The organism is Flavobacterium sp. 90 (assembly GCF_004339525.1).
Classification (GTDB): Bacteria; Bacteroidota; Bacteroidia; order Flavobacteriales; family Flavobacteriaceae; genus Flavobacterium.
In genome coordinates this window covers 5,559,726-5,572,490 of the sequence record NZ_SMGE01000001.1, presented here as the reverse complement: position 1 = coordinate 5,572,490, position 12,765 = coordinate 5,559,726, and the positions used below count along the sequence as shown (strand labels likewise).

The 12,765-nt window shown below is 29.9% G+C and carries 11 protein-coding genes; 6 read left to right on the top strand and 5 right to left on the bottom strand.

Annotated features, from left to right (window positions below; all coding sequences use genetic code 11):
* Window positions 1–190: 190 nt before the first annotated feature.
* Together C8C83_RS22620 and C8C83_RS22615 are read left to right on the top strand one after the other, a co-directional pair.
* On the top strand, window positions 191–1,627 hold the full coding sequence (locus tag C8C83_RS22620; RefSeq protein WP_121330809.1) for an MBOAT family O-acyltransferase: 1,437 nt from the start codon (window positions 191–193) through the stop codon (window positions 1,625–1,627).
* Window positions 1,628–1,630: 3 nt separating this feature from the next.
* On the top strand, window positions 1,631–2,665 hold the full coding sequence (locus tag C8C83_RS22615; protein ID WP_121330808.1) for a hypothetical protein: 1,035 nt from the start codon (window positions 1,631–1,633) through the stop codon (window positions 2,663–2,665).
* Between the two features lie 32 nt (window positions 2,666–2,697).
* On the opposite strand, the gene lepB is transcribed toward C8C83_RS22615, so the two are convergent.
* Window positions 2,698–4,305 (bottom strand): signal peptidase I, encoded by a 1,608-nt coding sequence (lepB, locus tag C8C83_RS22610; RefSeq protein ID WP_121330807.1) that lies wholly within the window; start codon window positions 4,303–4,305, stop codon window positions 2,698–2,700.
* Window positions 4,306–4,625: 320 nt separating this feature from the next.
* On the opposite strand from lepB, the gene C8C83_RS22605 reads away from it, so the two are divergent.
* Window positions 4,626–5,414, top strand: a complete 789-nt coding sequence (locus tag C8C83_RS22605; protein ID WP_121330806.1) for a TlpA disulfide reductase family protein — start codon at window positions 4,626–4,628, stop codon at window positions 5,412–5,414.
* 92 nt (window positions 5,415–5,506) lie between these two features.
* Window positions 5,507–5,860 carry a hypothetical protein gene (locus C8C83_RS22600; protein ID WP_165877252.1) on the top strand — a complete coding sequence of 118 codons (354 nt, stop codon included), beginning with the start codon at window positions 5,507–5,509 and terminating at the stop codon, window positions 5,858–5,860.
* Between the two features lie 70 nt (window positions 5,861–5,930).
* Here C8C83_RS22600 and C8C83_RS22595 read toward each other — a convergent pair whose 3' ends face one another.
* From C8C83_RS22595 to C8C83_RS22580, 4 genes are all read right to left on the bottom strand, one after another.
* Window positions 5,931–6,428, bottom strand: coding sequence for a hypothetical protein (locus C8C83_RS22595; protein WP_121330804.1), 498 nt, complete (start codon window positions 6,426–6,428; stop codon window positions 5,931–5,933).
* Window positions 6,429–6,487: 59 nt separating this feature from the next.
* The gene (locus C8C83_RS22590; protein WP_121330803.1) at window positions 6,488–7,354 is read right to left on the bottom strand and encodes a chromate resistance protein ChrB domain-containing protein; all 867 of its coding nucleotides are present in this window, start codon (window positions 7,352–7,354) and stop codon (window positions 6,488–6,490) included.
* A 73-nt stretch (window positions 7,355–7,427) separates the two neighbouring features.
* Complete coding sequence (locus C8C83_RS22585) at window positions 7,428–7,829, bottom strand: DUF5958 family protein (protein ID WP_121330802.1); 402 nt, start codon at window positions 7,827–7,829, stop codon at window positions 7,428–7,430.
* A gap of 63 nt (window positions 7,830–7,892) precedes the next feature.
* Window positions 7,893–9,098 (bottom strand): PQQ-binding-like beta-propeller repeat protein, encoded by a 1,206-nt coding sequence (locus C8C83_RS22580; protein ID WP_121330801.1) that lies wholly within the window; start codon window positions 9,096–9,098, stop codon window positions 7,893–7,895.
* A gap of 261 nt (window positions 9,099–9,359) precedes the next feature.
* On the opposite strand from C8C83_RS22580, the gene C8C83_RS22575 reads away from it, so the two are divergent.
* Window positions 9,360–10,838, top strand: a complete 1,479-nt coding sequence (locus tag C8C83_RS22575; RefSeq protein WP_121331429.1) for a serine hydrolase — start codon at window positions 9,360–9,362, stop codon at window positions 10,836–10,838.
* A 125-nt stretch (window positions 10,839–10,963) separates the two neighbouring features.
* A complete protein-coding gene (locus C8C83_RS22570) occupies window positions 10,964–12,763 on the top strand; it encodes a hypothetical protein (RefSeq protein ID WP_121330800.1) in 1,800 nt (599 codons plus the stop codon).
* Window positions 12,764–12,765: the final 2 nt, after the last annotated feature.

The window sequence follows — 12,765 nt, the reverse complement described above, 5'->3', positions numbered from 1 at the left end:
ATAAATAAAAACTTTAATTTTTTTCGGATAATCTTTTTTATATTAGCCGAAAATACCAGTTTTATTTATACTTAAAGGCAATCTGAATTGAAGCTATTGGAATCAGTTTTATTGTTAGTCTAAACATTTTGCATTATGCTGAATGAAACTACTGGGCAAGCAATAAATACCACAAAAACTGACTAAAAACATGCTTTTTAATTCCATAAATTTCGTTTTCTTTTTACCGTTTGTTTTTATATTATATTGGTTTATTGCAAAAGAAAACTTAAGACTTCAGAATATAATTTTACTTGTTTCCAGTTACTTTTTTTATGCCTGTTGGGATTGGAGATTTCTATTTCTTCTCGTTTTTTCGACATTATTAGATTATTATACGGGTATTAAAATGTGTGACGCAAAAACTGAGAAAGCAAAGAAATTTTGGTTCTGGTTAAGTATTTCTGTTAATCTTGGTTTTCTTGGAGTTTTTAAATATTATAATTTTTTCATCGAATCTTTTTCAGAAGTTTTAAATGGCGTTGGATTAAAATTTGATGTTTGGACCTTAAAAATTATTCTTCCGGTAGGGATTTCATTCTACACCTTTCACGGTTTATCTTATGTAATCGACATCTATAAAAACCGAATAAAAGCAGAAAAAAACTTTATCGATTATTCCCTTTTTGTTAGCTTTTTTCCATTGTTAGTTGCGGGTCCAATAGAACGTGCGACACATCTTTTACCACAAATTCAAAAAAAGAGAACCTTTGATTATGCAAATGCAGTAGATGGTTTAAGGCAAATTTTATGGGGATTATTCAAGAAAATCGTCATTGCAGATCAATGTGCCGAATATGCAAATCAGATTTTTAATGGTTCTGAAACCTATTCCGGAAGCGATCATGTTTTAGGCGCTATCTTTTTTACGTTCCAAATTTATGGTGATTTCTCCGGTTACTCTGATATTGCTTTGGGAACCGCACGTTTGTTTGGAATCGAGTTATTGAGAAATTTTGCTTTTCCGTATTTTTCACGTGATATTGCCGAATTCTGGAGACGTTGGCATATATCGCTTTCTACATGGTTTAGAGATTATCTCTATATTCCGCTTGGCGGAAGCAAAGGAAGTATGTTGATGAAAGTGCGAAACGTTTTTATCATTTTTATTGTCAGCGGATTATGGCATGGCGCAAATTGGACTTTTGTCGTTTGGGGATTGCTGAATGCGTTATATATTATGCCTTCGATTCTTTTAAATTCGAATAGAAATAATCTCGAAATTGTTGCAAAAGGAAAATATTTGCCAAGTTTGAAAGATGTATTGGCTATTGTGACAACATTTGGTTTAACGGTTTTTGCATGGATTTTCTTTAGAGCCGAAAGCTTAAATCGTGCAGTAGAATATATTTCTCAAATATTTTCAAGATCCTTATTCTCAGTTCCAACTGTAAGACCGTCATTTTTGTTTGTTTTGCTCTTAATTTTTATACTTATAGAATGGTTTGGCAGAGAACGAGAATATGCGATTGCTCATCTTGGTTTAAAATGGAATCGAGGTTTTAGATATGCAATGTATTATGTTATTATTATCGCGATATTTTGGTTTGGAGGAAAAGAATCTCAATTTATTTATTTCCAATTTTAAGCCATGAGAAAATTTATCTTCAAAACCCTATTGTTTACGGTTCCTTTTCTGGCTTTGTATCTCATTACATCTTTGTTTTATTCTACAAAAGAAACTCCGGATTTGTTGCGACTTGGCTATATACCAGATATTTATCAGGATTATAGAGAAGCTTTTGATTTTAGTAAACCTAAAAAATATGAGTTATTGTCTAAATCCAAACACAGAAAATTCGAAATCCTAACTATTGGAGATTCCTTTTCTGAGCAAGGCGCTATCGGATATAAAAATGAACTTGCAAATGATTTTACGGTTCTTCATGTTAACAGATTTATATCGGATAATCAGATTCAGACGTTAATGAATTTAGTAAATGGAGACTTTTTTGAGACTTACAAAATCAATTATGTTGTACTTCAAAATGTAGAACGTTATATTATAGATAATAGCGAAAACATTGATTCTAATGGTAAATTAACGATTAAAGATGTCGATACTTTGGTTACTAATGCTAAACCCAAAAAAGAGGTTTTTAAATATGATTTTTTCTCTAGTGCAACCCTGAAATTTCCATTATCTTCTACTCTGTTTTTCATTAAGGAGAATTATTTGTCCAATAAACAGGTTTATAATGTTCAGCTTAATACTAAATCTTTGTTTAGTAATAATTCGGATAAATTGCTGTTTTTCTATCAGGATTTTACTCAAACCAATAAAAATAATTTGGTAGAAAATTCAGAAAAACTGAATGCAATTTTAAATGCAATATCGGGAAAACTCAAACAAAAAAATATAAAACTAATCGTGTTGCCGTCACCGGACAAATACGATATGTATTACGATTATATAGTTGATAAAAAGAGTTTTACAAAGCCTTTATTCTTTGAAAACTTTAAGAAGTTAAAAAAGGATTATATCTATATCGATTCAAAGGAAATATTGTCTGAAAAATTAAAAACTCAAAAGGATATTTACTTTTATGATGATACACATTGGTCGCCAATAGCATCAAAATTAATAGCAAACGAAATAAAAAACAGTATAAAAAAAGCTCCATAATTTTGGAGCTTTTTTTATGATTTTGCGAATGATTATTCTTTGACTTTTTTCTTTAGTACTTTCTTCCCTATTATGTAAAGAAAAACTAAAACTATAAAGTGAATTAAATAAGATTTAGGCTCGCTGTTTCCGTTTACAACAGAAAAAATACGATTCCATCTTATTTTGTTCAAGCCGCTTCCCTCCTTATTCCAGCTAAACCAAATAAATACCGGTTTTCCAAGTACGTGATCAAAAGGAACATATCCCCAGAATCGTGCATCAAGAGAATTCTGACGGTTATCTCCCATCATCCAATAATAATCTTGTTTGAATGTGTAAGTGTTGCTTACTTTTCCGTTGATTATAATTTTATTGCCCTCTACTTTTAAAGTGTTTTTTTCATATTCTTGTATAATTCGTCTGTAGAACGGAAGTGTTTTTAAATCTAACTTAACAGTTGCACCTTTTTTAGGAATATAGATTGGTCCAAAATTATCAACATTCCAATGTAAAGAAGCGACGTGTGGAAAAACGTCGTCATTTTGTCCTTTTGGAGACAAATATTTCTTAACGCTTTTTACAACCGAATTGTTTGCAATTGCTTTTGCTTCGCTATCCGTTAAAGTTAGAAAATATTCACCGTTACGGGTTTGAGCAAAATCTCCGTTTTCATATTTCATTCCATCTTTTGCGCCATAATAATTTACCAGAACATCTTGATTTATCGGAACACTTTTTGTATCTACAATATAATTAAACTGAGGTTTAGCGCTTTGAGGTAATATGCTTAATTTTCCGTTTATATAAATATCTCCATTTTTAATTTCCAGAGAATCACCTGGAATTCCGACGCATCGCTTTACTAAATTTGTTTTTTTATCAATTGGTTTGTAATAATTTCGATCTGGTTTAAAATTATCCATATCGCGCAACGTGTCTGCTGGCTGGTTAAAAACTACAATTTCGTTTCGTTGGATTGTTTCTATTGCCGGAAATCTAAAATAAGGCAATTGAAACTTGTTTAATATCGATGTTTCCTTTTTAGTAAAATCATCATTAAACAGATAAGATTTTAGTCCGATAAAAGGAATTGTATCATGAACCATAGGCAATGCAACGGTTGTCATGGGTGTTCTTGGTCCAAAATTAATTTTGCTGACAAACAAATAATCGCCAATCAATAATGTTTTTTCTAATGATGAAGACGGAATTGTAAATGGTTGTATCACATAAGTATGAACCAATGTTGCAACAATAATAGCAAATAATAGCGAACTTATTGTGTCGCCTGTTTTTGTTCTTGGTGTTAGATCTCTATTTTCAATGTAAGTAAGATCTTTAGAAGTATAATTCAAAAAAGTAATATAAAAACCAAATGTTAGCAAAACTGCAGCGGTGTCAAAGCTGGAATTTTTTCCGAAACTTCTAATGGTTTCGACCCAAACTACAGGAATTACGATAAGATTTACAATGGGAATAAAAATTAGAAAAACCCACCAACCAGGCCGATTTATAATTTTCATTAAAACAACCAAATTATAAACTGGTATAAATGCTTCAAGAGGTTTTATACCTGCTTTTAAGTAAAGTTTCCACGTAGATAAACCATGAATAAATTGCATGATTAAAATAAAAACGAGCCATTCTGATGCATTCATAGATTGAATTTTATTAGTTATTTGAATTATTTAAATCAGTCAAATTCTACTGTCTTATATATGTATGATTTTAACTAATATGTTACAGAATGATTTGAAATATTTTAATTCTAATTCATAAGATGTTTAGTCTGTGTTAAAAAATATTTATTCCGGTAATGCGAGTTTTAAGCTAATCAGAATAAAAATTTTCTTATATTCGTTATTAGTAAGTTTAATTTTATGGTTCTAAATCGGCTTAAACAAAGTCAATTAGAATCCTGTTATTCCGATTATTAAATGAACTAAAATCATCAATCAAATCACAAATCAATCAAAAAATGAAAAAATTACTTCTTTTAGCGCTTGTAATAGCGTCGCAGTCCTTTTACGGACAAACCAGTGTTGTTAAAAAACCAGAATATGTAATATTAGTTAACAACGAAATTTCTACAATGGCACAAGTCGAAAAATACGGCGCCGAAGGTTATGTCAAATCCATGAACAAAGGAGTTTCTGAAAAAGAAAGAGACGAATTAGCAAAAAAGTTTGGGGATAAAATTGGAGACAGAGAATTTATAATGAAAATTGAGATTTATACCGAGCAGGAAAAACTGGAGAATGACAAAAAAGCCAAAGTTCAGGCAGTACAATTCAAAAAGATAGCTGAACCTAAAAACGAGTTTTTTTTGAATGTAGAAGATAAAGCAAAAGATTTTACATTAAAATTAATAGACGGTAAAGAAGTTAAACTTTCTGATTTAAAAGGAAAAGTTGTTCTGGTAAACTTTTGGGCAACTTGGTGTGCGCCTTGTTTAATGGAATTTTATGATATACCATCAAAAATCATTCAGCCGAATAAAGACAAAGACTTTGTTTTTCTTGCAATTTCAATTGGTGAAAAAGAAGCTGTGGTTCAGAAGAAAGTAGAAAAACTAAGAAAAGACGGAATTGATTTTAATTTTGGACTTGATCCAAATTCAAAAATATGGAATGAATATGCTAAAGGTTCTATTCCTAAGAGTTTTATAATAGACAAAGAAGGCGTTATAAAATTTGTCTCAATGGGAAATACTCCGAATAATTTAGAAAACATGGCGGCAGAAATAGAAAAATTGCTGGCTAAATAAAAAACTGGAAATTGATTTTCATGGGAAAAATGACAAAGGATAAGTTATTGATTGTTTTTTATATTTTACTTGTTAGTTCAGCAGCTTTTCTAATGATAGAAAGATCTGAAGAATTATGGCAAAAAGTAGTTTTAATTATATTTGCTGTTGCTATTATGGTACTATACATTTCAAATACAAATAAAATTTTATATTATAAGCTTATTGACGATGTTCTGGTTACTCGCCAATTATTCTCTAAGGAGAAACAATATAGTTTAAAAGCTATTTCAAGTTGGACGGAAACTCGATATCATTTTCTGGACGTTAATACAGCATTAGTAATCGTTTTAAACATGAATGGAGGAACTAAACTCAATTTGTCTAAAAGGAATTCTAAAGATTTTGAAAAGCTTTCAAACTATCTAAATGAAAATATTCCTGATGCTTTTGAAAGTAAGAAATAATGCTTTATTTTCTTTGTAAATAACAAAAAGCTCCAAATCTAGTCTACTAAATTTGGAGCTTTTTTTTATTCTAGAAGGCGATTCCAAATTGAAAACCAACTGTAAAAGTGCTCGGATGATCATTACCAAAACGGACCGGCAAAGGAACGGCCACATAATAACTGCAATTGGTGCTTTTTATGATTGTTTTATTGAATACGGGCGTGAATCCATATCTTCCGCTAGTTTCAAAAGCAAGTCTTCCGGCAAAAGTGTATCCTTTTCCTAATGCAACCAAAACTCCGGGATGAAACAGTAAATTGGTTACTTTACTTGTTCCGTTGTCGTCTTTTATGTTTGGGACAAATTCAAGTGAAAATCCAATTTTTTCGTTTTTCCAGATATTAATTCCCGTTGGGAAACCTACTGCATAATAATCTCTGAAATTTACAGTCGTTTCGTCTTCGCTGAAAGTTACAATTGGATGCATAATCCCAAAATAACCTGTAATTTTTGGGTACGTAGTTTGCGAAGAAACATTCAAAGTTGCTAATAATACGGTAAACAGAAAAGTTAATTTTAAATACATGGTTTTAGTCTTAGTTATAAAAACAAAGCTAAAATTCAACGTTCATTTAAAATAGAACCTTATTTACCTTTTGTATCAGGATTACTTTTTCCGGCTTTTTTTCGATAAGAAGATGGATTTTTCCCTGTATGCGCTTTAAAAATTCGAGTAAAATGACTTTGATCTGAAAATCCTGTCATGTACGCTATTTCGGTTAAAGAATGTGAAGAATTTGAAATAAGGCTGATCGCTTTTTCAATTCGGAGTTTTCTAACGTATTCGCCAAAATTCAGATCTTCAAAATGCTTTGAAAATTCTCTTGATAAATACGAAGGATTTAAATCCAATTCGTTGGAAATTTTCTTTAAATCGAATGCAAATTGTGCGTCGATTTGGTCTTGAATTATTTCTTTTAAATTTTTGACCCAAGTTGGTGTTTTGGCTGTCGATTTCTTGTCTTTCAGGAATTTATTATAAACCTCATGCAGCAAATTCTCAAAAGGACTATTCTGCAAATGATTTTGTTTATAAAGATGCGTTGCCCAGCTATATAAGGCATCGTAGAGAATCATTCCGCTTTCCAGTAATTTATAATCGTCAGTAATATTATAAGAAAGTCCGGCTGAAATTGCCCAAAGTCCCGCAGATTCTTTGGCTATATCGTGTCGATCTGTATCTGCTCCGCGTACAATTCCGGCAATAATTAAAATTGCAGGATCATTGATTTCATACTTTTTAATGATATAATCAAATGTACTTTGGTCGTTATAATGCGTAAACTCGACATCTGGAATATCAAAAGGAATTGCATTAAGTTCTTTGGCTTTGTCTAAAACAAGACTAAAAGGCACATAAATAAACTCGGCTTCCTGATCAACAAATTTTTTAATTAACCAAGGACATGCAATCCGATCTATTTTTGGTCGTTCTCGGGTAATCCATTTCATTTTAAAAAGATTAAAGGCGTTTTGCTTCTCAAATCTACTTTATTTTTATTTAAAAATGTAATTCTTAGCATATTTAAGAAATACTATGCCAATCATGTCCACATCCGTTTTTACATTCTGTTTCACGACGTTCAGTATCTGTGATTTTAAAAATCCATAGAAGGGAAATGATTATTTTTTCATATTCGCTTTCAGGTAATTCACTTAATTTTATGAAGGCAATTTTAGTCGAAAATTTAGTAAGTATAACTATTGGTGTAAAAGTTTGTTTAAGCGGAATACTTAAAATTGCTTTTTGATAAGAAGCTGAATTGTAATTGGTTTTTTCAGGAATAGAGTTAAAAATGAAAAATTTAAGGCTTTCAAATGTCTTCTTAAAATCGAATTCAGATTTATTCAAAATCAATCTTATACCTTCATTAAATTCAATTCTGTTTTGAGCTATTAAATTTATTTGTTTTTCGATTATATCCATTTAATTAAAGATCAAATTTTGCATAAAAAAGCCACTTCTATATCGAAATGGCTCTTCTTTTTATTATCTAATTTTCTTTACAAATGCGCTATAAGCATTGTCCTTAATAGAAGTTCGGAGATAAACTTCATTTTCATCTTTTGTTTTAAATTCAAACTGAATTAAAGCGGCATCAGAATAATAAAACAAGGAATCATCATTTGCAAATTCAAGATTTGAAATAGGTTTTGTGGTTAATTTTGCTTCAAATGCAATTTCGCCGTTCGTAATGTCTATTTGAAAAAGTTTTGCTTTGTGTGTATATCCAAATATATTATCACTTTCTTCAAGGATATATTCGATATTATCGTCTTTAAAGTCCGTTTTCCAAAGCTGAGTTCCTGTTTTAGAATCTAATGCATATAGAGAAGAAACCGTTGTTCCTTGTGCTGCAAAATATATTTTTTTGTCTTTGCAAACGATACGATCCTTAATATTAGATTGATTTTCATCTAATTTAAACTGCCATAAAACATCTGGTTTATTTGGGCTTAAAGCATAAACTATATCTTTTTCATTTGCAACAAATACATTTTCGCCATCTGTTACGGGTTTTCCGTGTATAGGTTCGTCAAAGCTTTTTTGGTAAATAAGTTTTCCTGTATTTGCTTCAAAACTATAGAATTGAGTTCCGCTTTGAGTAAAAACTTTGTTGTCAAAATACAGAACCGAAATATCATTATTTGTAGAATCTAATTTGTAATTCCATATTAAACTACCATCTTTTAGATCAAGCGCATAAATATTATTATTTGGACTTTGAGTTGTAATAAACAATTTTCCATCGTGAATTACCGGAATTTGATCTTTTAGTATAATTTGATCGGTAATGTTACCTAATCTTGTTTTCCAGAAAATGGCTCCGGTTTGATTATCAATTGCGAAAATTTCACCATTAATAAACGGAACATACACTACTCCATCTAATAATGTTATTTGATTTGCACACATTTCGGTATGATTATCAGTAGCTTTTACGGTCCAGGCGATGGTCTCAGATTCTAAATCAAATGCAAAAAGAGAACCGTCGTAATCGTAAATTAAAACCAAAGCTTCGTCTAATGGAACTTTTGTAACAGCTTTTATTGCTTTATTGGTAACGATGTCATTAGCGGTTAATTCTTTATTGTTTGAATAATTATTTTTGCCGGTTTTTGAAGTGGTCGGCGCTTGCCCAAACGTATTTATAACTGTAAATACAAGTAAAAGAGTTATTAATTTTTTTTTCATTTTCAAAATTTGGGGTTGATGATTTGATGTCTTTCGTCTCGCAATAAACTTGCCAAACAAAATAATATCTATGCCAAATGTAGTGAAAAATCATTATGGGTTTTAAAACTAATATGTTCTTTAAATGGTGAATTAGGGTTTAAAATTGTGTGTAAATTTTTTTATCATTTATAAAAACTAATTGTAGTAATAATATTTCATATATTGGCTTCAAGAAAAATCAATCAATCAATCAATCAATCAATCAATCAATCAATCAAAATGAGCAAACGTATCTTTCTGGTCTTATTGACCAGTTTTCTGACATGTAGTATTTCGGGTCAGGAATTAAATAATTTATTTTTGACACTTTCCAGGAATAATCTTTTTAACGGAAATGTGGTAATTTCTAAATCAGGTAAAAATATTTTTTCTAATTCATACGGATTTTCCAATATCGAAAAACAGGAAAAAATCACCGAAAAATCTCAATTTACAATTGCATCAGTAACAAAGACTTTCACTTCTACAGCAATATTACAACTTGTAGAAAAAGGGAAGCTTGGTATTGATGATCCGGTTCAAAAATATCTTCAGGATTTTCCTTATCCTAATATCAGTATCAAACAATTACTGAGTAATACTTCTGGATTGGGACAATATTATAATTTATTTGATGGTATAATGAAAGAGCAACCAGAGAAACTGATTTCAAATCAGGATATTATACCAGCTTTCATTCGTTTTAAAACGCCACTTTCGTTTTTACCGGGAAGTAAATGGGAATACAACAATGTCAATTTTTGCCTTGCAGCATTGATTGTTGAAAAAGTATCAGGAATTAGTTTTGCAAATTATCTTGATAAAAATATTTTCAAACCTGCAAACATGAAAGATACTTTTGTTCCGAAAAACAGGCAGATTAAAGAAAAAAATCAGGTTGAACAATACTCCTATTCTAATTTTTATTCTACAAATCTTGTTAACGTAAAAACCTTAGAAGAACCTTCTTTGATCGATGCAAAAAGTAATTTTTACGGAAATGGCGGAATTGTAAGCACGGCTTTAGACTTAGAAAAGTATCTAAATGCTTTATTTAGGCATAAACTTTTGGGAAAGGCAGCGTTAGACGAAGCTTTAACGGCGACAATTCTTAATGATGGAAAAAAGGTAAGTTATGTTATAGAAGGAAAAGAGGTAAGTTATGGTTTAGGTTGGGAAATGTATACGGATGAAAGCAACGGAAAAATAGTTTTCCACGATGGATCAGTGACCGGATTAACTTCTATTTTGATGCATAATATTGCAAAAAATGAAACTTTGGTACTTTTATCAAGTATCGGAAATAACCCTGTTTTTGGTACATCTACGGCTGTTTTTCAAATTTTGGATAAAAAACCAGTTACAATTCCTTCGCAAAATCTTTCAAGAATTTACGGAAGTTTACTTGAAAGCGGAAATAAGGAAAAAGCAAATCAGTTAATCGAAGAATATTTAAAAAATCCAGATAGTTACAACGCTTCCGAAAGAGATTTTAATAGATTAGGATATCAATTTCTGAGACTTAAAAAAAGTGATAATGCTTTGGAAACCTTTCATGCGGCAACTTTAATTTTTCCAAAAAGCTGGAATATTTATGATAGTTACGGCGAAGCATTGCTTCAAACCGGTAAAAAGGAAGACGCAATTAAGATGTATCAAAAATCTGTTGAATTAAATCCTGATAACGAAAACGGTAAAAAGGTTTTAAATAGTTTATGATTTTGCTGAAATATTTTTGAATAGTTTCCCAACCTTTTGGATGAAATTGTTATCAATAAATAGAAGATTGATTATTGTATATAAATCAATCTTCTAGTTTTTTTAATAATTTTTAAAATAAATATATGTTGAAAACAAGAGGATTGATTCTGTTTTTTTTGATGCTGGTTAATTATGCATTTGCTCAGCCTGGATATGTAGAAGTTCATAAAAATCTCAATGATTATTCAGAATCTGAAATTAGACCAGGCAAACAGGAACATTATTTTAGATGTACTTTTATCATCGATTCAACAACCAATTTAGAGAGATTAAAGCTTTTGTCATCCTTTCTATCATTGACGCTTGTTATTGATCTGCCTGCTATTCCAAAAGAATTTAGTGCTGTAGAATTTGATAGTTTGACTGATCTTAACATTAGATTTGGGCCAAATTTTGTCAGTTTAAAAGAGTTTTCGAATATAAAAGCTGAAAATCTCGAAGATTTAACTATTCGTTTCGACTCTAATCTTCAGGATCTTGATGGATTACAGCATCTTACAAATTTAAAATCCTTATCGATATATAATTTTAGAGGAAAAACGCTTCCAGATGATTTTGAAAAACTTACTTCGTTGTATTCTATAAGGTTTGATTCATCTGAAATTGAGAATATTGAGGCTTTAAGTAAGATGGAAAAATTAAGCAGAATATATTTAAAATGCGAAAAACTTAAAAACTTTCCCCGATTTAAATTGAATAATACTATTCAAGATCTTGATTTATATACTGGATCTGGTTTTAATGGTTTTGAGAATATTAGTACATTACAAAATTTAAAAAGATTGACTATTTTAGATGGTGCTATGACAAAGTTTCCTTCTAATTTTGGTAAAGACCTTGAAAGAGTAAGTTTATATAATTTGCAATTATTAGAGGATGTTTCGGAACTTGGAAAATATCAAAAGCTTTTTGCAATTCGTTTAACAAAAACAGGATTAAGAGAGTTTAAAGGTGATTTCTCGTCCATAAAATTGTCTGAATTTACAATTTCAGAAAATGATTCTTTGCGTTCTATAGAAGGATTATCTACTATAAATTCATTAGAAAAAATCGAGATTGCGGATTTACCATCATTGGACAAAATTGATTTTGATATGAGTAAATGCAGGTTCAAAATAATAACTTTATCAAATCTTCTTAATCTTAAAAACATTGATGGTATTTGCAGTAATACTAGATTAGAATATTTGTCACTATTTAAAACAGGGATAAAAGATTTACCAACAAACTTTTATAAATTAGAAAATCTCAACAACTTATATTTTGGTCATAACGATCAATTGGAAGATATTTCAAATCTGCGAGATATGAAATCCTTAGAAAAAGTAGTTTTTTATGAATGCAATAAATTAAAGAGAATTCCATCTTCATTTTCGAGTAATTCGCATTTAGTAAAATTAAGACTTGAATCCATGAAAAGTCTAATTATTTTAGATGGGATTTCGAATTTAGAGAATTTAAAAACACTGGATATTAGCTCGTTAAACAGATCTTTTTCATTGCCTTTAGATTTAGAAAAATCAAAAAAAATAGAAGAAATTACTATTAGTGGCACTGATAATATTTCGATGATTAAAAATTTAAAAGAATTAAGGCATTTAGCATTTAATGGCTTATCAAAAATTCCTGCTTCTCTTTATACAAACGAAAATCTGGAAGTTTTTGAACTTTATCAAAGTTCTATTAAAGATTTGTCGTCTTTAATACAATTCAAAAAGCTAAAAGATTTAAGATTAAGACATAATTCTAACTTGGTGAAAATTCCTGATTTGACAAAATTTAAGTCTTTAAGTAAAGTAGATATTGTCTCGAACAAAAAATTACGTATTTCAAAATTATATAGAAATAAATATGATTGGGAATTTTATGATAATGCAAATTAGAA

Excerpts from the sequence above, each read along its gene's own strand:
- C8C83_RS22590 (WP_121330803.1), bottom strand. The coding sequence starts at position 7,354 with ATGAAATGGATTACCCGAGAACGACCAAAAATAGATCGGATTGCATGT.
- C8C83_RS22575 (WP_121331429.1), top strand. The coding sequence starts at position 9,360 with ATGAGCAAACGTATCTTTCTGGTCTTATTGACCAGTTTTCTGACATGT.
- C8C83_RS22585 (WP_121330802.1), bottom strand. The coding sequence starts at position 7,829 with ATGGATATAATCGAAAAACAAATAAATTTAATAGCTCAAAACAGAATT.
- C8C83_RS22580 (WP_121330801.1), bottom strand. The coding sequence starts at position 9,098 with ATGAAAAAAAAATTAATAACTCTTTTACTTGTATTTACAGTTATAAAT.
- lepB (WP_121330807.1), bottom strand. The coding sequence starts at position 4,305 with ATGAATGCATCAGAATGGCTCGTTTTTATTTTAATCATGCAATTTATT.
- C8C83_RS22615 (WP_121330808.1), top strand. The coding sequence starts at position 1,631 with ATGAGAAAATTTATCTTCAAAACCCTATTGTTTACGGTTCCTTTTCTG.
- C8C83_RS22570 (WP_121330800.1), top strand. The coding sequence starts at position 10,964 with ATGTTGAAAACAAGAGGATTGATTCTGTTTTTTTTGATGCTGGTTAAT.
- C8C83_RS22600 (WP_165877252.1), top strand. The coding sequence starts at position 5,507 with ATGATAGAAAGATCTGAAGAATTATGGCAAAAAGTAGTTTTAATTATA.
- C8C83_RS22620 (WP_121330809.1), top strand. The coding sequence starts at position 191 with ATGCTTTTTAATTCCATAAATTTCGTTTTCTTTTTACCGTTTGTTTTT.
- C8C83_RS22605 (WP_121330806.1), top strand. The coding sequence starts at position 4,626 with ATGAAAAAATTACTTCTTTTAGCGCTTGTAATAGCGTCGCAGTCCTTT.
- C8C83_RS22595 (WP_121330804.1), bottom strand. The coding sequence starts at position 6,428 with ATGTATTTAAAATTAACTTTTCTGTTTACCGTATTATTAGCAACTTTG.